19 protein-coding genes are annotated in these 21,552 nt (G+C 42.6%); 16 read left to right on the top strand and 3 right to left on the bottom strand.

What is annotated here, in order from left to right:
* Positions 1-68 precede the first annotated feature (68 nt).
* The 8 genes from OKW21_RS08545 (at position 69) to OKW21_RS08510 (ending at position 5,227) form a co-directional block, all read left to right on the top strand.
* A complete protein-coding gene (locus OKW21_RS08545) occupies positions 69-1,886 on the top strand; it encodes a cbb3-type cytochrome c oxidase subunit I (protein ID WP_277478998.1) in 1,818 nt (605 codons plus the stop codon).
* A complete protein-coding gene (locus OKW21_RS08540; RefSeq protein WP_277478997.1) occupies positions 1,879-2,892 on the top strand; it encodes a cbb3-type cytochrome c oxidase subunit II in 1,014 nt (337 codons plus the stop codon). The genes OKW21_RS08545 and OKW21_RS08540 overlap by 8 nt, the downstream gene beginning before the upstream one ends.
* A 5-nt stretch (positions 2,893-2,897) precedes the next feature.
* Positions 2,898-3,134 (top strand): hexameric tyrosine-coordinated heme protein, encoded by a 237-nt coding sequence (locus tag OKW21_RS08535; protein ID WP_277478996.1) that lies wholly within the window; start codon positions 2,898-2,900, stop codon positions 3,132-3,134.
* A gap of 12 nt (positions 3,135-3,146) precedes the next feature.
* Complete coding sequence (locus tag OKW21_RS08530; protein WP_277478995.1) at positions 3,147-3,416, top strand: hypothetical protein; 270 nt, start codon at positions 3,147-3,149, stop codon at positions 3,414-3,416.
* On the top strand, positions 3,403-3,843 hold the full coding sequence (locus OKW21_RS08525; protein ID WP_277478994.1) for a cytochrome C: 441 nt from the start codon (positions 3,403-3,405) through the stop codon (positions 3,841-3,843). Before OKW21_RS08530 ends, OKW21_RS08525 begins: the two co-directional genes overlap by 14 nt.
* The gene (locus OKW21_RS08520) at positions 3,843-4,238 is read left to right on the top strand and encodes a group III truncated hemoglobin (protein ID WP_277478993.1); all 396 of its coding nucleotides are present in this window, start codon (positions 3,843-3,845) and stop codon (positions 4,236-4,238) included. The genes OKW21_RS08525 and OKW21_RS08520 overlap by 1 nt, the downstream gene beginning before the upstream one ends.
* A complete protein-coding gene (locus tag OKW21_RS08515) occupies positions 4,235-4,669 on the top strand; it encodes a hypothetical protein (protein ID WP_277478992.1) in 435 nt (144 codons plus the stop codon). The genes OKW21_RS08520 and OKW21_RS08515 overlap by 4 nt, the downstream gene beginning before the upstream one ends.
* 231 nt (positions 4,670-4,900) lie before the next feature.
* Entirely contained in the window at positions 4,901-5,227 is a 327-nt protein-coding gene (locus OKW21_RS08510) for a DMT family transporter (RefSeq protein WP_277478991.1), read from the top strand.
* Between the two features lie 167 nt (positions 5,228-5,394).
* Here the strand turns inward: OKW21_RS08510 and OKW21_RS08505 are convergent, their stop codons facing one another.
* The gene (locus OKW21_RS08505; protein WP_277478990.1) at positions 5,395-5,826 is read right to left on the bottom strand and encodes an RrF2 family transcriptional regulator; all 432 of its coding nucleotides are present in this window, start codon (positions 5,824-5,826) and stop codon (positions 5,395-5,397) included.
* A 55-nt stretch (positions 5,827-5,881) separates the two neighbouring features.
* Positions 5,882-6,772: a PA14 domain-containing protein gene (locus tag OKW21_RS08500; RefSeq protein WP_277478989.1), complete on the bottom strand. Its 891-nt coding sequence runs from the start codon at positions 6,770-6,772 to the stop codon at positions 5,882-5,884.
* A 235-nt stretch (positions 6,773-7,007) separates the two neighbouring features.
* Between OKW21_RS08500 and OKW21_RS08495 the strand changes: the two genes are divergently transcribed.
* The 4 genes from OKW21_RS08495 to cysI all read left to right on the top strand — a co-directional run bounded on the left by OKW21_RS08495 (position 7,008) and on the right by cysI (position 12,242).
* A complete protein-coding gene (locus OKW21_RS08495) occupies positions 7,008-7,913 on the top strand; it encodes a LysR family transcriptional regulator (protein ID WP_277478988.1) in 906 nt (301 codons plus the stop codon).
* 32 nt (positions 7,914-7,945) lie between these two features.
* Positions 7,946-8,581: a peroxiredoxin gene (locus tag OKW21_RS08490; protein WP_277478987.1), complete on the top strand. Its 636-nt coding sequence runs from the start codon at positions 7,946-7,948 to the stop codon at positions 8,579-8,581.
* Between the two features lie 91 nt (positions 8,582-8,672).
* A complete protein-coding gene (locus OKW21_RS08485; protein ID WP_277478986.1) occupies positions 8,673-10,499 on the top strand; it encodes an assimilatory sulfite reductase (NADPH) flavoprotein subunit in 1,827 nt (608 codons plus the stop codon).
* A 48-nt stretch (positions 10,500-10,547) separates the two neighbouring features.
* Positions 10,548-12,242 carry an assimilatory sulfite reductase (NADPH) hemoprotein subunit gene (gene cysI, locus OKW21_RS08480; protein ID WP_277478985.1) on the top strand — a complete coding sequence of 565 codons (1,695 nt, stop codon included), beginning with the start codon at positions 10,548-10,550 and terminating at the stop codon, positions 12,240-12,242.
* 464 nt (positions 12,243-12,706) lie between these two features.
* On the opposite strand, the gene OKW21_RS08475 is transcribed toward cysI, so the two are convergent.
* The gene (locus OKW21_RS08475; protein WP_277478984.1) at positions 12,707-13,339 is read right to left on the bottom strand and encodes a c-type cytochrome; all 633 of its coding nucleotides are present in this window, start codon (positions 13,337-13,339) and stop codon (positions 12,707-12,709) included.
* Between the two features lie 149 nt (positions 13,340-13,488).
* Here OKW21_RS08475 and OKW21_RS08470 point away from each other — a divergent pair, with 149 nt between their 5' ends.
* The 4 genes from OKW21_RS08470 (at position 13,489) to OKW21_RS08455 (ending at position 21,552) form a co-directional block, all read left to right on the top strand.
* Positions 13,489-13,647, top strand: a complete 159-nt coding sequence (locus OKW21_RS08470) for a hypothetical protein (RefSeq protein WP_277478983.1) — start codon at positions 13,489-13,491, stop codon at positions 13,645-13,647.
* Positions 13,648-14,127: 480 nt separating this feature from the next.
* Positions 14,128-15,894 carry a class I mannose-6-phosphate isomerase gene (locus tag OKW21_RS08465; RefSeq protein ID WP_277478982.1) on the top strand — a complete coding sequence of 589 codons (1,767 nt, stop codon included), beginning with the start codon at positions 14,128-14,130 and terminating at the stop codon, positions 15,892-15,894.
* 19 nt (positions 15,895-15,913) lie between these two features.
* The gene (locus tag OKW21_RS08460) at positions 15,914-19,138 is read left to right on the top strand and encodes a GH92 family glycosyl hydrolase (protein WP_277478981.1); all 3,225 of its coding nucleotides are present in this window, start codon (positions 15,914-15,916) and stop codon (positions 19,136-19,138) included.
* A gap of 11 nt (positions 19,139-19,149) precedes the next feature.
* Positions 19,150-21,552, top strand: a complete 2,403-nt coding sequence (locus tag OKW21_RS08455) for a GH92 family glycosyl hydrolase (RefSeq protein ID WP_277478980.1) — start codon at positions 19,150-19,152, stop codon at positions 21,550-21,552.

Genomic DNA, 21,552 nt, shown 5'->3' with positions numbered 1-21,552 from the left:
GCTTAACATTATTGAGAAGGTAAAAATTTAAACTTATAAAAGATAAAAAGGTCTTAATATATTTAATAATGCATTGTTTTTTCACATTCATCTTTGCGTCATTCAGTCCAATAAATTTATTAGCGCAAGCCAACACCATTGATACTGAGAATTGGATGACCAGCCCTGGAGTCATTGGGACCTTAGTGCTGGTAGTCATTGTGATAATTGTAGGCATACTTATTCTGCTTACAAGGCTCAATAGTTTTATTAGCAGGCAAAAAAATAGACATCAGCAGTTTGAGAAAAGCCAGATGCAAGAGCAGTTGGCAAACCTCAACCAAGACGAAATAGATATTATACTGGAAAAGAGAAAAAAAGCCCTGAAATATCAATTGAAAGGCGATGAGTTAGGTAGTAATGATAAGATAGCTGACAATAAAGGCTTAATCTATAAAGTAACCCACAAGCCTGATAACCCTATTGTAGATGAGAAGAAGCAAGCATCCGAAGCCATTGACACTCCTTCGCAACAAAAAAAGCTTATCATCTACTATCTAGGATCAGCTGTTTTTTGGCTGGTATTTGGCACATTGGTAGGCCAGTACTTAGGGATGAAGTTCATCTGGCCGGAACTGGATAGTATGTCATGGCTTTCATTCGGAAGATTACGTCCTGTGCACACCAATACAGTGTTCTGGGGATGGACTTCCCTTAGCATGTTTGGTTTGGGATACTTTGTAGTATCCAGAACCTCCAATGTTAAAATATATAATCACACAGTGGGTTGGTATGCTTTAGCATTCATAAACCTTGCAGTCATTATCGGGAACATTTGCCTGATGGCAGGTATCAATAATGGAGGTGGGGAATATAGAGAATACGTATGGCCGGTAATGTCACTTTTTGCACTTGGTCTAGTCATCAATTTCTGGAACTTCTACAAAACGGTAGCTACCAGAAAGATATCAGAAATTTATATTTCCAACTGGTACATACTGGGAGCGATGGTCTGGACAATTGTACTGGTGATCATCGGATATTTACCCATTTATCAAAATGGACTGGGAGAAACCGTGATCCAGGGATACTATATGCATCAGGGTGTGGGCATGTGGTTTATGACTTTTACTCTCGGACTTATTTATTATTACCTTCCCTCCGCACTCAACAAACCTATTTATTCCTATTCATTGGGGGTATTGGCATTCTGGACACAGATGCTGTTTTATACCATGATCGGTACGCACCACTTCGTGTTCAGTCCACTACCCTGGTGGTTACAGACTGTAGCCATCGTATTTAGTGCGGGTATGTTTATTCCGGTCATTGCCGGAACTACCAATTTTCTGATGACCATGAGGGGAAGCTGGAACCACATATCCAAAAGCTATGTACTCCCTTTCTTCCTAATAGGCGTGATCTTCTATTTTGTGGGTTCTGCCCAGGGCAGTTTCCAGGCATTTCGCTTTACCAACTACATCTGGCACTTTACTGATTTTAATGTAGCCCATTCTCACATGACCATGTACGGTATTATCGCGTTTATTCTGTGGGCATGTATATACGCCATTTTACCAAGACTAACAGCGAAAGAACCTCCCCAGCTATTGGTAGGCGCGCATTTTTGGCTTGCGCTTATTGGCTTGCTTGCCTACATGATCTCACTGATGGCTGGTGGTACACTCAAAGGATTGAGCTGGGTAGAAAACGCTCCCTTTATTGAATCAGTGATTATGATGAGACAGTATTGGGTATGGAGAGCAATAGGTGGAACACTCATGTTCATCTCCCACCTTCTGTTTGCCTACAATTTCTACTATATGGTTAGCAAAGGAAGGGGTATAAAACCCATAGTAACAACAAAAAAAGAACCGAAGCAAGCTGAACCAAAAGCATATGTTTAATTTTCATAAAGATCATAGAAGTTTAGTATTAGTATCTTTTTTGGGTTTTCTAACCTTAAGTATGGGCGTAGCTGTATTGCCTGCTTACCAGTCACAAGAAAACACGCAGCCATTACCTACGATGGACCCCATGTCGGAAGCCGAGACCAATGGACTTCACATCTTTGTTAAGGAAGGTTGTGTGGCTTGTCATACCCAACAGGTAAGGAGTATTGAGATGGATGAAAGTTGGGGTGACAGGCCTTCCATTCCTTCGGATTATTACTATAGCAAGCAACGGATGAGTCTGTGGCGCCAGTCACCTTCCGTACTAGGAAGTGAAAGAACCGGACCTGACCTCACCAACATAGGGAAACGACAGCCCAGCGAGGACTGGCATCTTTTGCACTTATATAATCCTCGCATTGTAGTCAAGGAATCCATCATGCCATCTTACCCCTGGTTATTTGAAGAAAAAGCTGAGGCCAGCAATAATGATCAGGTTTTGGCGATCCCTGAAGAGTTCTCAAAAAAAGGAGTAAAAATCGTGCCTACACAAATGGCTCTGGACCTGGTCGCTTACCTGCGATCTCTGAAACAAGCGCCACTAACCACTGAACAGGAAGTTGATTTTATCCCTTCTACCCGCAAAAAACTAAAAGATGTTGGAGGCACAAGTGATGGAGGACAGGCTAGTACACTGCCCGATGGGCAATCGCTATATATGTCGACCTGTGCGACTTGCCATCAGGCTGAGGGTACCGGCTTATCCGGCGCTTTTCCTCCTTTGGCAGGCAGTTCAGTGGTAAATAAAGAAGACCCTGAGTTGTTGGTACGCATCATATTGCAAGGCTATGACGCAAGGCCTGAGTACGCGCAAATGCCGGGCTTTGCTGATCAGCTAAGTGATGAAGAAATTGCTGCCATTGCCAATCATGAACGCTCAAGCTGGGGTAATAACGCACCAGCGCTTACCGCCGACGATGTGAAAAAAATCCGTGAATTAGTCATGAACCAAATCCCTTAATTACAATGGAAAATGCTGAAAATTATTTGCCGAGTTTAATTACCTCTACACCGATGGAAGGCCGTGAGTTAGCAATCAAGCTTGCCAGAAAGTCTGTGGCCGCTATACAAACAGATGCTGAAACCAGGAAAAAACTCAGACCCGCCTATGCTGAAGATACCGCTCAGCTTATCGCTTCTGCCCAGGTAATTGCCATAGAGTTTCAGACCATTGCGGCAGCGAACAATTATTGGAGAAAGTAAAAACAAAATCAAATGAGAAAGCTTATTCTATTTCTTTTTTTGATACTTACACTACCTATACAAATGGCACTCGCCTGTGAGGTATGCAAGCAGAATCAGCCTAAGCCTTTACAGAACATTACGCATGGCGCAGGACCGCAGAGTGATTGGGACTTTGTGATCATCATTGTAGGTATTGTCATCGTCTCGTTTACGCTTTTTTATAGTCTCAAATTTCTTATCAAACCCGGAGAAAAGAACCCCGGGCATATTAAAAATATTGTAGTAGATGAAACTTACTGAAACCCTGGAAAATAAGCGTGTCATTAAGATATTTCTGGATGATGAGGATGTTCCCTTCGCGGAATTTAAACCTCCGGTGAAGTTTATGATGGATACGACAAAAATTCCGGATGGAAAACACCACTTGAAAATTATCGCCAAATCATCCAATAATGTGGAAGGGATAAAGGTTATACCCTTTGAGGTACGCAATGGCCCGGAGATAGCAGTGTTAGGCTTACGGCCCAACGAGGTAGTTGACGAAAAAGTCTCCATTACGGTCAATGCCTATGGTAGCGAACGTAGAGATCAGTTCGTGGTAACTGGTTCTGAAACGCCCAAGGGTATTCCTGCCTGGGTGTGGGCTATCGTAATTGGGTTTATTGGTTTTGCCATATTTTATTTCATCATGTACTGGACCCCTGATTTTTATAAATCATTTTTCTAATGGATACAAAAAATTCAATAGCACAACTGACGGACATAAAACAACTGGTAGATAGTTTTTATGCTAAAGTCCGGGATGACATGCTACTCGCACCAGTTTTTAATGAGCGTATTGGTGACCGATGGCCGGAACATCTGGAAAAGATGTATAAATTCTGGCAGACTGTCTTGCTGTCTGAGCATACCTATTTTGGTAGTCCGTTTGTACCCCATGCTCGCTTAGAAGTTGACAAAACTCACTTTAAGCGTTGGCTCACTCTTTTTGAACAAACTGTTGATGAGCATTTTAAGGGAGAAAAAGCAGAGGAGGCTAAATGGCGGGCTGGTAAAATGGCTGAGATGTTTCTGTTTAAAATTGAGTATTACAGGGACAATCCAAAAAAACCGATACTATGAACACAGCCATGAAATACCCGCTTGCAATTGCTTCAGTTTATCTCTGGATAGGTTTTGTTTGCGCCATCAGCTTTATGGAAGCCTGGCTTAAGTTTAAAGCTCCAGGAGTGAGTCTGCCTATCGGCCTGGGCATCGGCCGCCTGGTGTTTAATGTTTTGAATAAGGTAGAATGGGTACTTGCCTTTGCAATAATCACCAGCATGTTTTCAGCAGGTGGTACTCTTCAGGCAAGCTTAATATTTTTAATAATTCCACTCATTTTATTGGTAATACAGACATTCTGGTTGCTGCCTGGCCTGGATGTCAGGGCTGAGATGTACATACAGGGATTGGCGGTACCACCTTCAGATCTCCATATTTACTATATCGTCGCTGAAGTTTGCAAGGTAATTAGCCTATTCATATTCGGCATCAAAATAATCAGACTTTAGATGATGATATTGATACATTGAAAAGTTTATCAACTACTAAAGATGTTATCTATTGGTAAATGAAGAAGATATCTACATCCAACTATCAATAAAAAAGGTTTTTCCTTCGCCAGGGGTTGAAGGTGAAAATAAAAATTGGGAGAAGTTTTGATAATGAAATCAGTCATATAGATCAAACTATCTCAGCAGGATTCACGTATTCTTCAAGACTGTATAAAAATTGAGTAGAAGATGAACTGGATTTTGTTGATTGTAGCTGGACTATTTGAAGTAGGTTTTGCTGCATGTTTAGGAAAGGCCAAAGAAAGCGAAGGAGCAGAAATGACATATTGGTACCTGGGATTTATTATTTGCTTAGGAATAAGCATGTTTCTGCTTGTAAAAGTATCTCAGGTCTTACCCATAGGCACTGCCTATGCTGTCTGGACCGGTATTGGAGCGGTCGGAACAGTTGTAGTAGGTATTATATTTTTTAAAGAACCCGTTTCTTTTTGGAGACTTTTATTTCTTACAACGCTCATATCTTCCATTGTTGGACTAAAGGTGGTATCAAGCTAAACTGTAATGGACATTTTACTTTGGCTTCAATCAGCTATAGAAGACTTCATCTTTTGCCAAGGTGAAATATTAAGGCATCACATTAGTCTTTGGGTAAATGCTAGTTGAGTTGTTTAAACAATAAAGAGACTAGCAGTAAGGAACCACTTGCTTTCTAAATCAAATTGTCATTTTTTCAAAAACACCAGGCCTTTTTCTAAATCTTCGGTTACCTCCTGTACAGTAGTCCTTTCCAACATTTCTTTTAAAGAATCTCTGATTTGCTTAAACTCATCATGAATGGGGCAGGGCCTCCGCGCTGAACACGCTTTTATTCCTAACCCACAACCCGTAAATAATTTGTTCCCATCAATAGCCCTTACTATCTCAATGAGTCTGATATCTTTTTTCCCTTCTTCAATATAGAAGCCACCGTGTGGGCCTTTCACAGAACTGATCAGGTCCATACGACTGAGGTTTTGCAGTATCTTACCGGTAAAATGCTCAGGAACGTCAATTTCTTGACTGATATCACGAATTCCAACTTTTTTTCCTTCCTGGCTTTTCGCTACAACATAAATGACCGCCCTTATACCGTATTCACACGCTTTAGAAAACATAAATTTTAGTTTGTATAATGTGTAGGCAAATTAAACAACAAATTTCTACCTACTATCATTTAATGTCAACAGAAAACACTTCCGTGGGAATGACTTCATAATATTCATCATCAGGTGTAATCCATTGTAACGACCATATGTTATTGTCCTCCCGCAACACGTATTCTACGATGATAGGATATGTGCCGGGCAATATTTCTTTTAATACTTCGGTATCAGAATCGTTTTCGTTAATGATTTTATCTCCATCAATAAAAACTCTGCCCTGACCTGCCTTAACCAATTTAAAAAAATATTTTCCTTTTTCCTTAATATGTAAATATCCAGTAGCACGAATTAAAGAACCTGCTGAGACCGGCTGAAAAGATAATTGCTCAGTAAAATGAATGACACTTGCCTTTCCGGAATATGCTACCGCATCTTCTGATAACGCCTCCGGATTGAGATAAGCGAGGTCAAACGCTTTACCCTCGCCAGGGGCAAAAACATTTATCTCCAATCCATTGGTTAAATTTGACTTCTGGCTCTTATCCCTGAAAACCTCAGAAAACCTAAGTGTTGACTGATACCTGACAGGACTCTTATTCAATGTAGAATCATTCAGGGAGAATATCCATCTCACTATTTTCTTAGCATCTTTTTTCTCCAGAAATGGATGCCTGGTCATCTGCTCACTTCCCCAGATACCTCCCCCACCCTCAATAATTTTGTTGGCCAGCCGACTGACAGTGCTAAAGTCTGCCTCGTACTTTTGCGAGATTTGCACATAGGTAGGCCCCACAGATTTATCTTCTATATTATGACAGTTGAGACAATCGTCATTTCTGATGAAAGTAAGAGCAGTTTTCTCTTTCGCCTTTCTTTTCTGTTGACTTTCTTCATTTTGATTACAGGCTGGTAAGCAAAATATGCAGATGGCAAATACAATGATGAATAGCTTATTCATCGCTTTCATTAATGCCTTAAGCTTAATAGTCCTATCGCTCATTTAATTTTCATTAGAATTTCCCCCAAAAATATAATAAATTGAAAAAGAGACAAAAAAGTCTTTTAATAACTTTACTTAATGTATGTGCAAAATGTAGTTGGTATTAAAATACTTGATGATAAGCATGAAAGCTTTTCATCAATAAAATTAGGCTGCTAACAGTTCCGCATATAATTTTGAACAAATAAAAGAAATGGAGATAAGGTATTTACGTCTGATTAAAGCCATCGTGGAAGAAGGAAGCATTACCCGTGCTATTGATAAGCTCCACCTGTCGCAAAGTGCGCTCAGCTACCAGCTGAAGGAAGCTGAAGTACAGTTGGGCACTCCTATCTTCTACCGTCGTAATAAAAAGCTGATCCTGACTCCGGTAGGCAAGAAACTGTATAATACAGCGATTCATGTATTAAAGGAGATTGACTCAACAGAATCAGAGATTAAAAAACTGATCTCAGGGGAGACGGGGGTGATCCGCATCAGTACAGAATGCTACACCAGTTATCACTGGCTGCCTGCTGTACTCAAAAAATTTAAAAATGAATTCCCTAATGTTGAGGTACAAATTGTTTTTGAAGCAACTCACCGTCCCATTGAAAAATTGATGGAGGGAGAGCTGGACCTCGCCATTACCTCTAATCCTGAATCAAAGGACAAAGTGGAGTATACTGAACTTTTCTCTGACGAAATGTTCGCCGTGGTATCATCTCAGCACCACTGGGCGGAGCTAAATTATGTGGAAGCTGAAGATTTTGAGGATGTCAAACTGATCATTCATTCCCTGCCCCTGGAGACCGTCTCTATTTTCAGAAACTTACTTACGCCCAAAGGCATACAACCTAAAGACCTCATCATACTGCCCCTGACAGAGGCTTCCATTGAACTGGTAAAGGCCAATATGGGGGTGATTGTCATGGCCAACTGGGCACTTACTCCCTATAAAAATCAGGATATTAAAGCCATTAAGATCAACAAACATGGCTTTTTCCGCCAGCAGTATCTGGCAAGAATGGAAGACCGGGAATTTCCTGCCTATTTTGATTATTTCATCAAGTTTCTCAGAGAGGAAATCAGATTTGATGACAATGAGGAGAATAGCTGATCATTATTTTTTTAACCATAAACCTTTATACAATGAGTTTAAAAATTGGCGACGAAGCACCTAATTTTACCGCACAAACGACTGAAGGAGAAATCAATTTCCACAACTGGCTCGGTCAGGGCTGGGGCGTGCTTTATTCACATCCCGCTGATTTCACGCCTGTTTGTACCACAGAGCTGGGAAGGACAGCTCAGCTCAAAAGCGAGTTTGAGAAGAGAAATACCAAAGTCCTGGCCGTAAGTGTAGACGATCTTGATTCGCATAATACATGGATTAATGACATCAATGAAACTCAGCATTGTACAGTCAACTTTCCTATCATCGCAGATGCCGATAGAAATGTGGCACAACTTTACAGTATGATACACGAGAATGCATCTGCAACGCTTACAGTAAGGTCAGTATTCTTTATAGGACCGGACAAGAAAATTAAAGCTACGATCACCTATCCGGCTTCTACAGGTAGAAATTTCCATGAGATACTCAGGGTAATAGACTCCTTACAATTAACCGCCGGCTTTAGTGTGGCTACACCTGCCGACTGGAAAGAGGGCGAAGATGTGGTGATTGCCCCGGCTATCAGGGATGAGGATATTCCGGCCAAATTTCCTAAAGGGCACAGAAAAATCAAATCCTATTTAAGATTTACCCCTCAGCCAAATAAGTAAATTTATTTCATCTCCAATCTGAATAGGATATGCAAAATATTATCCTTTTCAGGATGGATCAACTTCATGAAAACAACACAGCACATACAAGATGGATTGGAAAGACGGAATTAAGGGAGGGCCATTTAGCCCGGACCAGCTTGATAAGCTCATCAGCGCGTTTTCTGGCTTATCTTCTGAGCAGATACAATGGTTAAGCGGATATCTGGCAGGAAGGAGTAATGCCTCAATTCAGCAATCAGCATCGCAACAGGAGCAAAACGCCTTTGCAGACAAGTCCACTTCCGATGAAGTTCCCTTATTGATACTTTATGGCACGCAAACTGGCAATTCAGAAAAACTTGCCTTGCATATGGAAAAGTGTGCCCAATCCACTGCTTTAAAGGTTACAACAAAAAGCATGGCAGAGTTTAAGGGTAAAGACCTCAAAAAAGTCACTAATCTCGCCATCATTGTAAGCACGCAGGGCATTGGTGAGCCCCCTGTGCAGGCTGAAGAACTGTACAATTTTCTCCACAGCAAAAGAGCGCCAAAGCTTGACCATCTCAGGTATACTGTGCTGGCACTTGGCGATACCGGCTACGCACAGTTCTGCCAGACCGGAAAAGATTTTGATCATGTGCTGGAAAAGCTCGGGGCAGAGCGAATTTGTAAAAGAGTAGACTGTGACATTGATTATGAAGATGATGCCTCAGCCTGGATTGACTCTGTGCTAAAGACATTGCAAAAAAGTGTGTCTACCGGCTCCCCTACTCCATCTGTAAATTTTCAACAAAATGGTAGTGGCCACCAGCAGAAGCCACAGTATAACCGGAAGAATCCTTTTGAAGCTCCGCTTTTGGATAAGGTAAAGCTGAATGGCAGAGGGTCAAGCAAAGAAACCATTCATCTGGAAATTGGTCTGGAAGGCTCAGGAATCACCTATCAACCGGGAGATGCGCTGGGCATTTACGCTCACAATTCCGAACGTTTGGTAGACAGCATTTTAGAGACTTTGCAATTCTCAGGTACGGAAGAAGTGGAAACTCACCAGGGTACGAGCAGCCTGAGAAATGCATTGACTTACGATTATGAGCTAACTCCCTTAACCGCTCTCACTTTAAATAAATATGCTGAACTGACCGGGAGTAGCAAACTTGAAAATACTTTAGCTGAAGCTTCACGCGTCTCAGACTATCTTTATGGCAGAGACATTATAGATCTGTTTAAGGAAACGCCCTCCAGGCTCAGTCCACAGGAACTGATCTCGGTACTCAGGAAAAATACGGCGCGGATGTACTCTATTGCTTCCTGTCAGGAAGCCTATGAAGATGAGGTACACGCTTTAGTCTCAGTAATCCGCTATCACTCTCACGGAAGGGCCAAAGAAGGCTTATGCTCTACTTACCTGGCTGACCAGCTTACCCTTGAAGATGATAAGGTCAAACTGTTTGTAGAAGAAAACAACAAATTCCGGCTTCCCGAAGATGAGCAAACGCCTATCATCATGGTAGGGCCTGGTACAGGCGTAGCACCTTTCAGGGCATTTATGCAACAAAGAGAAATGAATGATAATCCCGGTAAAGCATGGCTGTTTTTCGGAGACCGTAATTTTACCACGGATTTTCTCTACCAGACAGAGTGGCTGCAGTACCTTAAAGATGGTCTGCTGACCAAAGTAGATGTCGCCTTTTCCAGAGATTCGCATGAGAAGGTATATGTGCAGCACAAGATGTGGGAGAATGGCAAAGGGTTGTACGACTGGCTGGAAAGCGGCGCTCATTTTTATGTCTGCGGGGATGCGATCAGAATGGCTAAAGATGTTGAAAAAACACTGAAAGACATTATCAAAACACATGGGCATCAAAGCTCAGAACAGGCTGATGAATATGTAAAGTACCTGCAACTGTCCGGCAGATACCAGACGGATGTCTACTAAGCACCACCTCCACTTTTTCTAATATTAGAAACAACAATCGTCATAGATATGGCTGAACAAGATCATCTTTCCCAGGAAGAACAGATTAAGAAAAACAGTAACTACCTGAGAGGCACCATTCAGGATAGCCTGAAAGCCCCTTTGACCGGCGCATTGGCTCCTGAAGACATCAAACTCATCAAGTTTCATGGCTCTTATCAGCAACATGACCGCGACCTTGAACATGAGCGAAAAAAACAAAAGCTGGAACCACTTTACCAGTTTATGGTGAGGGTAAGAGCAGCCGGTGGGATTACGCAGCCACAGCAGTGGCTGATCCTGGATGAGCTGGCAGAGAAATATGCCAATAATACGCTTAAGCTTACCACCCGCCAGTCCTTTCAGTTTCACGGCATCCTGAAAAGAAACCTTCAGTCTACCATCAGCGCTATCAATGAGGCGCTGATGACTACCATCGCTACCTGTGGGGATGTGAACAGAAATGTGATGTGCAACCCCAATCCGTATCACTCCCAGGCACATGATGAGGTGTATGAACAGGCAGAAAAGCTGAGTGAGCATTTCAAACCTAAAACCAAGGCTTATTATGAAATCTGGCTGGATGGGGAGAAAGTGGAAAATACGCCAGACCGTGAGCCTCTATACAAAGAGACATATTTACCCAGGAAGTTTAAAATTGCACTGGCTATCCCGCCACGGAATGATGTGGATGTCTTTGCCAATGATCTTGGCTTGATAGCCATAGAGGAAGAGGGAAAGCTGACAGGATATAATGTATGTGTGGGTGGAGGATTAGGCAATACTTTGGGTGATGATGCTACCTATCCCAGATTGGCAAGTGTGATTGGCTTTGTCAGGCCTGAGCAGGTGATTCAGCTGGCAGAGGGTGTTATCACTTTACAACGGGACCACGGGAACCGGGTGGACAGGAAAAACGCTCGTTTGAAATACACCATTGACAATATGGGGTTGGAAGTGTTTAAGCAAAAACTGCATCGTTGGTTGGGATGGAAGCTTGAAAAAGCCAGAAGATTCGAATTTACCACCAATGGAGATGCATACGGCTGGCTGAAAGGGACCAATGGCAAGTGGTTTTATACGCTTTTTGTGGAACATGGCAGGGTACGCGACGAGAAAAACTACCAGCTCAAAACTGCTTTGAGAGAAATCGCTAAAATTCATAGAGGGGATTTCCGTCTGACGGGTAATCAGAATTTAATCATTGGCAATGTCAGCCAGGCGGATAAAAGAAAAATAGAAAAAATTCTGACAGAATATGGCGTGCTCAATCACCCCAAACTCACCGGATTAAGACTTCACTCTATGGCATGTGTGGCTCTAAACACCTGTGGACTGGCATTTGCCGAATCAGAACGCTATTTACCTTCACTGGTTGATAAGCTGGACCAGATCATGGAAAAGTACGGTCTGGAAAAAGATGCCATCAATATTCGTATGACAGGTTGTCCTAATGGCTGTGCTCGCTCCTACCTGGGTGAAATAGGCTTTGTAGGCAGAGCGCCCGGACATTACAATCTGTATCTGGGTGCCAGTCACAATGGCGACAGACTTAATACTTTGTATAAAGAGATGGCAGATGAAAAGACTATTCTGGAAGAATTAGAACCCATCATTAAACAGTATGCCGAGCAAAGAGAAGAGGCGGAGCATTTCGGTGACTTTGTAATTCGTAATGGTATCGTAAAGCCCCCTATGCTAGAAAATCAGAAGCCTGATTTATGAGAGCTAAAGGAAATTGATGCATGCACCCAATAAAGAAAAAAGAAAAGGAACACTCTTATACGGATTTGAGGGGCATACAAATTGTGCCGCAACTACTTTTGTTAGCATGTTCTCAAATCAGCTTGCTGTGTTTCGTCTGTAGGCAACGTAAGCAGTATTGTATTCCTGCTATGCCCTTTGGATTCAGTATTAAAACTGCTTCTTTGTGCAGCCTTTGCAGCAGCGCTGTATCAGAAGTTCGCTACTCTTAGTTTACTGTTAACTTTTTTAAAGCCTCAATAGGGAGGTTGCATGAATAATAGCTGTCCCTCTCAGGCTAAAGTCACTATCATTAATCGCCACTCAGGAATACATATTGAGGCTAATGAATTTTCGCTGACTGCGCTTTTTTAAGTTTAACAATATGTATGCGTTATATTTTATCTGAGGATCAATGGTGAAGAATATAGCTCTGTGTTCAGTGTTTACAAAGCTTTTGCAGAAGTCATCTTCATTACTTCTTCCGGAGACATTGGCTCTGGCACATGGTTATCAATTGGCTTTAGGGACTGCAAATAGGCATAAATAGCTTTTAAGTCTTCATCTGTGGCTGTTGCAACATTAAACCAGGGCATGGGCGGCATGATAGGTCTTCCTTGTTCCATTCCCATATGTTTGCCTGTACGCAAAGCTTTGATGAAAATTTCTTCTTTCCAACCTTTGATCCCGGTACCGTGCGGAGTAAGATTTCTTGAGAATGTAAGCCCCCAGGGACCTACTGCGGCGGTCAGATGATCATTGAAAAGAACCCAGTAGCCAGGCTGCAACGCTCTCATATCAACCTCCGGTAGCGGTGCCCCATTGGGATGACCCGACAAAAGCCTGGTGGTATCAAACTGCATGCCTTCTGCGGTAAATATTTTAGGCGTATGACAATCGCTACAGCCACCTACACTTACTAAATAGCCTCCTCTGAGGACCTGCTGCTGTTTGAAACTTACCGAGTCTTCCAGTGATGATGGAGTTACTGCGGATTCCTTTGAAGTGGATTCTTGGCAGGCATTTAGAAAAGCTACTATTGCTGCCATTGCCAAGGTGTAGATAATTACATTTTTCATGGTTTAATTTTATATTGATTGAGTTAATCTTTTGCGACTAGTACAAATATTTTCAATTTTGATTTTTGCAAATTTCTGTATATCTAAGCATGGTCTTAATACCTTCCTAATGGTGTTTTATCTACCCTATTCAGGGTATTCTCTCTACCATGCATAAGGTAGAAGGTTCAATGATAATCAGTTCTACCCTGCTTGCTGGTACGACAGATTGCACCCTGACTGTAACCAATGAAGCACATACACTATTCAATAGTAAGCTGTTATCTCATGGCTTTGACTTCCAGAAACGATGTGGTGAGGATATTTGAAATGGAGAATCCCAATCCTTTCATGAAAGCCAGTTTAGGAGCAATTATATGATTTAATTGTTTCTACGAGATTCACCATTGACTCCCGCAAACCCTTTGTATTCTATTTATTGAATTTCTTCAGCATCTAATCTGCAGCGATCTGTAAAACAAAGCGACCTGGCACTATTGTCCAGTCAGCCCGGCTGACAAACCTAAAATATTGATAAGCGAGAATGACAACTTATTTCAGAGCTTAGGGTAGGCTGATTTAACTTTCAGCTTCATTTTATCTTAATCATACCTTTGCTTGACTTATACTTCATCTAAGTCGTTTGAGTCTCAATTATATAAGCAGTGCGCCAATCTGCCTATTATTACGTATCAAATTTTGACTGAGAAATGAACAGAAAGCAATAAATTATTAATTTTATATGTTTAAACATATGGACATTTAAAACATATGATTACCTTTGTAATGCAACACAATTACACCGAGATATGAAGAGAGCAACCAGCCAACATTTAATACCCCTGATAAAAGATAAAGCAGTAGATACTTATGATCTGTACCCCTCTCATCCTTTAAAAAATGGAAAGATTGAAATAGGATACGATTCTCTAGCTCAAGAAATTAGTAAGGACCCCATCATAATACTTGAAGGCTACGCTGGTGTAGACTGGAATGAAGTGGTTTCATCATTAACAGAAGAATTGCAGGCGCTGGGCAAAACGGTACATAGCATGAACATACAGGATTGCATGAAGCCAGAGGCCGAAATACTAAAGCTAGTAGAACCCTATCTGGGTGGTGACGATCCTATTTTCGGATTCAAAACTAAGCTGCAACTCAAAGACTGGTTTGATGAAAGCCAACTACAACAACTTAAGACAAAGGAAAACACAAATGTTAACCTGATTTATGGAAGTGGCGCCTCTCTTTCGTCATTGGAAGGCCGACTTCTCTATTTTGACTTACCTAAAAACGAACTCCAGTACCGCATGCGTGCTGGAGAAATCACTAACCTGGGTTTGTCAAGACCTAAAGCAGCCAAGCAGGCATACAAGCATTTCTATTTTGTAGACTGGGTAGTGCTAAACCAAGCAAAAAAAGAGCTGCTGCCCCATATTGACATCATCGTTGATCAGCAGCGCCCCGCCCAACCAAGTTGGACGAGCGGTAAAGCTCTTAGGGCTAGTCTGGACTATATATCTTCCACACACTTTAGAGTACGCCCCTGGTTTGAACCAGGTGTATGGGGCGGTCAGTGGATAAAAGAAAAGATTAAGGGACTGAACTCCGAGGTACCCAATTATGCCTGGTCTTTTGAAATGATTGTGCCTGAAAATGGTCTACTGCTTGAGGATGAAGGCAAACTATTAGAAGTGTCATTTGATATGCTGATGTTTCATCAGCGAAATCATGTATTGGGCAAAGCAGCAGCGCGTTTTAAAGACGAATTTCCAATCCGTTTTGACTTTCTGGACACCTTTGACGGAGGCAACCTTTCTGTTCAGTGCCACCCTAAACCTGACTACATCAAAAAGCACTTTGGTGAAAATTTTACACAGGACGAGACCTACTACATACTGGATGCCGAAGAAAATGCAGATGTTTATCTCGGATTTCAGGAAGGCATAGAATCCACTGAATTTAAAGCTGCTCTGGAGCATAGCTACCAGACTAAAGAAGAACTGAATGTAGAAAAATACGTGCAGAAATTACCGGCTAAAAAGCATGATCTCTTCCTGATTCCTCATGGAACCATCCACTGCTCGGGTAAAGATAATCTGGTGCTGGAGATAAGTGCTACACCCTATATCTACACCTTTAAAATGTACGACTGGCAGCGTCTGGACCTGGACGGAAACCCACGCCCTCTCAATATAGAACGAGCTTTTGAAAATCTTAACTTTGAGCATCAGGGAGAAAAAGTACAGCAAAATTTAATTTCTAAACCAAGTGTAGTAGAAGACGGAAGTGACTGGAAAAAAATACATCTACCTACCCACTCTGATCACTTTTATGATATCTACCGCTACGAATTTGATAGTGAGATGGAGATTGAAACCCAGGGCCAATGTCACTTGCTGATGCTGGTAGAAGGTGAGGGGGTGCGCCTGGAGGTTGAAAACGCCAATCCCGCAGCATATCAGTATGCGGAGACATTTGCTATACCTGCTGCCGCCAAACGCTACACGCTGCGCAACCTTGGTGACCAAACGGCCAAAGTAGTAGTCTCATTTGTGAAAGAAGAAGCATGTTAATATCTGTCCGCAATACGTTATGATTCATAAAATTATATACACCATATTAGCCACTTTGTGCATTTCTAACTTTTCTTTTGCTCAAAATAAAGTGGTCTGGAGTCTGGGTGAAGCAGATAACCAACACCATGAGTTTGCCCTTTCTCCTTCTGGCTATCAGGATTTTCTTAAAAACGATTTTGGCTGGGAAGATAAATTTTTTGTCATTACCCACTCCGATATCAAAAAGGACTTTCCCTACGTGCTTCCCGGCTCCATAGATTATTGGGGCGGCACATCTGTCCTGGCTGGCATTCGTCCTCATGAGATTAACATACTTTTTGAGTTGGAAAAGGGTAAATCACCAGACGACTGGAAGCTGTTCATAGACGTGCTTGATGTCAGTCCGGAAAATCCACCACTGCTAAAAGTGAGTGTAAATGAGCGCTCATGGAAATTCCGTTTGGAAGCAGGTACTAATAAAGAGGGCTATAAAGAGATTACTGAAAGCCCCCAGGAACAGTTAATCCAGATTCCTATACCCTCGGAAGTACTTCGTGAGGGAGGTAACGAGATAGAAATAACCACTTTAGAAGGAAGCTGGCTGCTCTTTGATCAACTAAAGTTGGAAGGACCTCAGGATGCGAACTTAGTTGAAGCCAAGGATGCTTTCATTCGCAATATTGCTCCGGCTGACTATACACTCAAACAAGGGAGAAATGATATTCAACCATTGCTAATTGACGTTCAGCACTTACAAAACACCCCTACCCTAAGTGTAGAACTGGATGACAAACCAATCTATGAGAAAGTACTGGAGCAAGGCAGATACGAGCTGGAAGTACCCATGCCTGTCATAAAGAAAGCAAAAGAAAGTGCTTACACAGTTTTTTTAGATGGTGATGAGGTAGCCCGGGGGAGTATAGAAAGAAGTCCTCAGCAGGCAAGTAGCTTAGCAGATTATGTAGATACTAAAATAGGGACTGGCCACTCTCGCTGGATGATAGCGCCCGGCCCCTGGATGCCATTTAGCATGGTAAAAATAAGCCCCGACAATCAGCGGGGAGGGTGGCAGTCTGGGTATCAGCCAACTTTTGAAAGTGTAGGTACTTTCAGCCATATTCACGAATGGACCATGGCAGGCCTGGGTACTTTTCCTACCAATGGCCCATTAATTACTGAGATAGGCACACCTGAAGACCCTGATAGTGGCTATCGTTCACGAGTAGACAAATCTACTGAACAGACTCCATTAGGCTATTATTCAGTGCTGCTTACCGATTACAACATCAAAGCGGAACTAACCTCTACCACCCGAGCAAGTTTTCAGCGATATACATATCCTGAAAACAGCGAGCACTCCAGAATTCTTGTAGATCTACAAATTCCTGCCGAGTACGGTTATGATATTGAAGAAGCCTATTTTAAAGTGATCGGTAAAAATAAACTAGTAGGTTTTAGCAAACAGCGGTCTCCACATATCTGGGGCGAACAACACTACCGTGGTAAATACATTGAAGGCGGTGGGGAGCAAGAAACCTGGGACGACATCGCTCAGGAATACACTGTTCACTTCGCTATGGAGTTTGATCAGGACATTAGAGATTTTGGTGTAGTAGTTACAGAGAGCGAAGACAGTATTCCAGTTAGCTATGCCAACCGCGATGAGTTACACGTTCAAAATCCTCAGGATATAGTTGCCTATGTAGAGTTTGACACTCAACAGAATCAGATAGTACAAACTCGCACAGCCATATCTTACGTCAGCATAGAAAATGCACAGCTCAACCTGGACACTGAGATTACTCAAGCTTTCGGCTGGGATTTTGATGCTGTACGAGCATATCACGTCAATGAATGGAATCAGTTATTTGAAAGGGTAGTCATCACTACCGATGATCGTCGCGAAAAAACCAGATTCTATTCTAATATGTATCGGGCCTTGGTAAGCAGGAATATCTTCAGTGATGTAGATGGAAGTTGGGTAGATGCCAGCGAAAACATTCAAAAGTTAGCAGACCCTAATGCTGTAGCCCTTGGCTGTGATGCCTTCTGGAATACTTTCTGGAACCTTAACCAGTTCTGGAACCTGGTGACTCCCGAATGGTCCTCTCAGTGGGTAAAATCTCAGTTGGCTATGTACGATGCTAATGGCTGGTTAGCCAAAGGGCCAGCAGGTATGGAGTACATCCCTGTAATGGTAGCTGAGCATGAAATACCGCTCATCGTAGGTGCTTATCAGATGGGTATACGAGATTTTGATGCAGAAAAAGCACTACAGGCCGTTTATAAGATGCAGACAACGCCTGGTGAGCAGGTAGGCAATGGCTATGCCGGCAATCGTGATCTACCAGCCTATATAGAGCATCAGTATGTTCCGTATAACAAAGGCAGGTTTTCTAATACTCTGGAATATTCCTTTGATGACTACGCCGTTTCTCAACTGGCTAAAAGTCTGGGCAAGCAAAAGATTTACGAAGAATTTAAAGAAAGAGGCTACTGGTGGAAAAATGCCATAGACAGCACCTCTGGTTTCGCTCGCCTACGTCATTCCGATGGAAGCTGGTATCCTGACTTTGACCCTATCAAATCGGCTGGTAACTACCAGTACGTGGAGGGTAATGCCTGGCAGCTTACGTTCTTTGTACCGCAGGATATACCAGCATTAGCTAAAGCTGTAGGTGGTAATGACAAACTTGTTGATCGCCTGAAGTGGGGTTTTAATGAAAGTAGCAGCTGGCGCTACAATGCGCCCAACGAACTTTACTGGGACTTCCCGGTAACTCAGGGCAACCAGCAGTCTATGCATTTCTCTTTTTTGTTTAACTGGGCAGGCAGCCCCTGGCTTACGCAAAAGTGGAACCGTGATATCGTAGACAAGTATTATGGCTTTGGCGTTTCCAATGCCTATCTGGGAGATGAAGATCAGGGACAGATGAGCGCGTGGTTTGTTATGAGTGCGTTAGGCCTATTTCAGACCGATGGGGGCACCTCTGCAAATCCCATTTATGAGATCGGCAGCCCACTTTTTGAAAAAACACGCATTAATCTTGGTGGTAGATATGGCAGAGGTAATACATTTGTCATTGAAGCAAAAAATGCTTCGCGCCTGAATAAGTACGTACAACAAGCCAAACTCAATGGCAAAGTACTAAACAACTTCTGGTTCCCGGCAGAAGAGCTTCTGAAAGGAGGTACGCTGGAGCTGGAGATGGGCGCAGAACCAAACAAAAACTGGGGAACTCAGAGCTTACCCCAGAAATAAGTAAAATCAATATGCTTAAGCAGATCACCAACTCACTATGGGTACTGGCAGTTTTAGTCATGGCTGCCTGTACCTCTCAGCAAATTCCTGAAGAGGAAAATGTACCTACTGACCTTACACAGTATGTAGACCCCCAGATAGGTTCAGTCCACGGTCGCTGGTTTTTTTATACACCAGCTGCCTTACCCTTTGGAATGGCAAAGCTGGCTCCGCACACCAATGCTTACAACAGCCAGGGCGGCTGGGGACCTAATGGCTACGACGATCGCCATACGTCAATTGAAGGTTTTGGACATTTTCATGAGTTTCAGATTGGTGGACTTGTATATATGCCCACCGTAGGTGACTTACAAACGGTACCCGGCACATTGGAAGATCCAGATGCTGGCTATCGCTCCCGCTTTGATAAAGCGAGTGAAACCTCTGCTCCCGGATATTATGCGGTTACACTTTCAGACTATGGCATCAGGGCAGAGCTCACCGCTACCGAAAGAGTAGGCTATCAGCGCTTTACTTTTCCGCAGTCTGAGCAGGCACATGTAATTATAGATATAGGACATAAGCAGGGCGAAAGTAGTGATGTGATAAATGCTACTGCCCGACTGGTTAACGATCATGAGGTTGAGGGCTCTATCGTAACCTATCCTGAGTATGTAAAGTTTGGTGATACCGGCAAGCGTGTAAGTATGTATTTTGTGGCCAGGCTCAGCAAAAAACCTGCAAACGTAGGGACCTTTGTAGATACTGTACAAACTGAAGGCGAAACCAGTACCGAAGGGGTAAATAATGGCTTATACCTCAGCTTCAATACTACAGAAGGTGAAATTATTGAAGTACAAACCGGTTTAAGCTTCACCTCCATAGAAAATGCTCGCCTCAACTTACGTACAGAGACAGAAGGAAAAGATTTTGATGCAGCCAGGCTGGCCGCTCAAGATGCCTGGAATCAAAAGTTGAACAAAATTGTCCTTGAAGGAGGTAAAGAAGAAGATCGCATTAAATTTTATACTGGTCTCTATCATGCGCTGCTTGGCAGGGGCCTTTCCAGCGACGTAAATGGGGATTTTCCTCAGGTTGATGATAAAATTGGTAAGACCCCGCTAGACAAGAATGGAAACCCGGAATACCATCATTATAATACCGATGGCATGTGGGGCGGCTTCTGGAATTTGAGTCAGCTTTGGGCGCTTGCCTATCCCAAGTATTTTAGTGAGTACCTCCAATCCAATATAGACTTCTATAAAGACCGTGGATGGTTACACGATGGTGCAGCAGCAGGCACATTTACCAATGGTGTATCTACCAACTTTCAGGGCTTGCTCATCGCTTCGGCCTATAATGTAGGAATTCGTGATTTTGATGTAGAAACCGGCTACGAAGCTGCCATCAAAAATGAGTTAGATTATCGGGGCAGAGATTTAGGTAATGGCAAATATGACCTCAGCTACTTTGTAAAAGATCATTTTGTCCCTTATCAGGATACGCTGATATCTAATGGTTGGGTATTCAACTTTGGTGGTTCACATACTATGGAGTATAGCTTCAGCTCTTATGCTGTGGCACAGATGGCAAAGCAAAGAGGTGATAGCGCCAACTATCAAAAACTGATGGCTCAGGCAGACTATTACCGTAACCTCTTTGATCAGGAAACTAAATACATCCGTCCCAAGCTTAAAAACGGTTCGTTTATCAAAGACTTTGATCCCTTAAAAGCATGGGAGGGTTTTCAGGAAGGTAATGCCTACCAATATACCTGGTACGTGCCCCATGACCCTGTAGGTCTGATTGAGCTTATGGGCAAAGAGACCTTTAATGAGCGGCTACAAAGTATGTTTCTGGATGCAGAGAAAAATCAGTTTGGCGGTGGCAGTGATGAGATAGATAGTTTCTCAGGCATAGAGAAATTGTATAATCATGGTAACCAGCCTTCGCTACACAATGCCTGGCTATTTAACTACTCTGGAAAGCCCTGGCTTACTCAAAAATGGGTAAGAGAAATCTGCAACACCTTTTACGGTACCGAACCTCTTCGCGGCTACGGAGTAGGTCAGGATGAAGACCAGGGGCAGTTAGGTTCCTGGTACGTTTTAGCAAGTATGGGCCTTTTTGATGTGCAGGGTCATACTGCCGATCGTCCCTCTTTCCAGTTTGGCAGTCCAATGTTTGAAAAAATTACTATACAACTGGATGAAGACTACTACACCGGTAAGGAGTTGATTATTGAAACCAAAAACCTGAGTGATGCCAATATGTACATACAATCGGTAAGCTGGAACGGGGAGGCGATTGATAAAAACTGGATTTACCGCGACCAATTAATGGAAGGTGGCACATTGAGCTTTACACTGGGTGAGCAGCCTAATAAAAACTGGGGAGTAAGTAATATTCCCCCCTCTATGTCTAACCAAAAATAA

This window comes from Catalinimonas alkaloidigena, from assembly GCF_029504655.1.
In the GTDB taxonomy this organism is placed as follows: Bacteria; Bacteroidota; Bacteroidia; order Cytophagales; family Cyclobacteriaceae; genus Catalinimonas; species Catalinimonas alkaloidigena.
This window is presented reverse-complemented; position numbering and strand designations above follow the sequence as displayed.

Bases quoted from the DNA above. Each gene is read 5' to 3' on its own strand.
- OKW21_RS08545 (WP_277478998.1), top strand. From the start codon at position 69: ATGCATTGTTTTTTCACATTCATCTTTGCGTCATTCAGTCCAATAAAT.
- OKW21_RS08540 (WP_277478997.1), top strand. From the start codon at position 1,879: ATGTTTAATTTTCATAAAGATCATAGAAGTTTAGTATTAGTATCTTTT.
- OKW21_RS08535 (WP_277478996.1), top strand. From the start codon at position 2,898: ATGGAAAATGCTGAAAATTATTTGCCGAGTTTAATTACCTCTACACCG.
- OKW21_RS08530 (WP_277478995.1), top strand. From the start codon at position 3,147: ATGAGAAAGCTTATTCTATTTCTTTTTTTGATACTTACACTACCTATA.
- OKW21_RS08525 (WP_277478994.1), top strand. From the start codon at position 3,403: ATGAAACTTACTGAAACCCTGGAAAATAAGCGTGTCATTAAGATATTT.
- OKW21_RS08520 (WP_277478993.1), top strand. From the start codon at position 3,843: ATGGATACAAAAAATTCAATAGCACAACTGACGGACATAAAACAACTG.
- OKW21_RS08515 (WP_277478992.1), top strand. From the start codon at position 4,235: ATGAACACAGCCATGAAATACCCGCTTGCAATTGCTTCAGTTTATCTC.
- OKW21_RS08510 (WP_277478991.1), top strand. From the start codon at position 4,901: ATGAACTGGATTTTGTTGATTGTAGCTGGACTATTTGAAGTAGGTTTT.
- OKW21_RS08505 (WP_277478990.1), bottom strand. From the start codon at position 5,826: ATGTTTTCTAAAGCGTGTGAATACGGTATAAGGGCGGTCATTTATGTT.
- OKW21_RS08500 (WP_277478989.1), bottom strand. From the start codon at position 6,772: ATGAATAAGCTATTCATCATTGTATTTGCCATCTGCATATTTTGCTTA.
- OKW21_RS08495 (WP_277478988.1), top strand. From the start codon at position 7,008: ATGGAGATAAGGTATTTACGTCTGATTAAAGCCATCGTGGAAGAAGGA.
- OKW21_RS08490 (WP_277478987.1), top strand. From the start codon at position 7,946: ATGAGTTTAAAAATTGGCGACGAAGCACCTAATTTTACCGCACAAACG.
- OKW21_RS08485 (WP_277478986.1), top strand. From the start codon at position 8,673: ATGGATTGGAAAGACGGAATTAAGGGAGGGCCATTTAGCCCGGACCAG.
- cysI (WP_277478985.1), top strand. From the start codon at position 10,548: ATGGCTGAACAAGATCATCTTTCCCAGGAAGAACAGATTAAGAAAAAC.
- OKW21_RS08475 (WP_277478984.1), bottom strand. From the start codon at position 13,339: ATGAAAAATGTAATTATCTACACCTTGGCAATGGCAGCAATAGTAGCT.
- OKW21_RS08470 (WP_277478983.1), top strand. From the start codon at position 13,489: ATGCATAAGGTAGAAGGTTCAATGATAATCAGTTCTACCCTGCTTGCT.
- OKW21_RS08465 (WP_277478982.1), top strand. From the start codon at position 14,128: ATGAAGAGAGCAACCAGCCAACATTTAATACCCCTGATAAAAGATAAA.
- OKW21_RS08460 (WP_277478981.1), top strand. From the start codon at position 15,914: ATGATTCATAAAATTATATACACCATATTAGCCACTTTGTGCATTTCT.
- OKW21_RS08455 (WP_277478980.1), top strand. From the start codon at position 19,150: ATGCTTAAGCAGATCACCAACTCACTATGGGTACTGGCAGTTTTAGTC.